The following is a 412-nucleotide window of genomic DNA, read 5'->3' on the forward strand; positions in this document are numbered from 1 at the left end:
GCCCATACCAGCGAGGTATAACCAAACAGACGTTTACGCGAGAAGGTTGCCGCAATTTCGGAGAACACACCGAAAACAGGCAGGATCAGGATGTAAACTTCCGGGTGGCCCCAGGCCCAAATCAGGTTGATGTACATCATCATGTTGCCACCCATATCGTTGGTAAAGAAATGGGTGCCCATATAGCGATCCAGGGTCAACAACGCGACGGTAACCGTCAGAATTGGGAAGGAAGCAATAATCAGTACGTTCGCGCACAGTGATGCCCAGGTAAATACTGGCATCTTGAACATGGTCATGCCCGGTGCGCGCATCTTCAGAATGGTAACGAAGAAGTTGATACCGGTAAGCGTCGTACCTATACCGGATAGCTGGAGACTCCATATCCAGTAATCAACACCGACTCCCAGAC

Annotated in this window: 1 protein-coding gene; it reads right to left on the reverse strand. The window is 50.5% G+C overall.

Annotation, left to right across the window (positions count from 1 at the left end; translation table 11 throughout):
* Positions 1 to 412 (reverse strand): cbb3-type cytochrome c oxidase subunit I (locus EVJ26_RS14305; protein ID WP_201738383.1); only part of this gene is annotated, 412 nt, incomplete at both ends.

This window comes from Exiguobacterium sp. SH3S1 (genome assembly GCF_004337105.1).
GTDB lineage: Bacteria > Bacillota > Bacilli > Exiguobacteriales > Exiguobacteriaceae > Exiguobacterium > Exiguobacterium aurantiacum_A.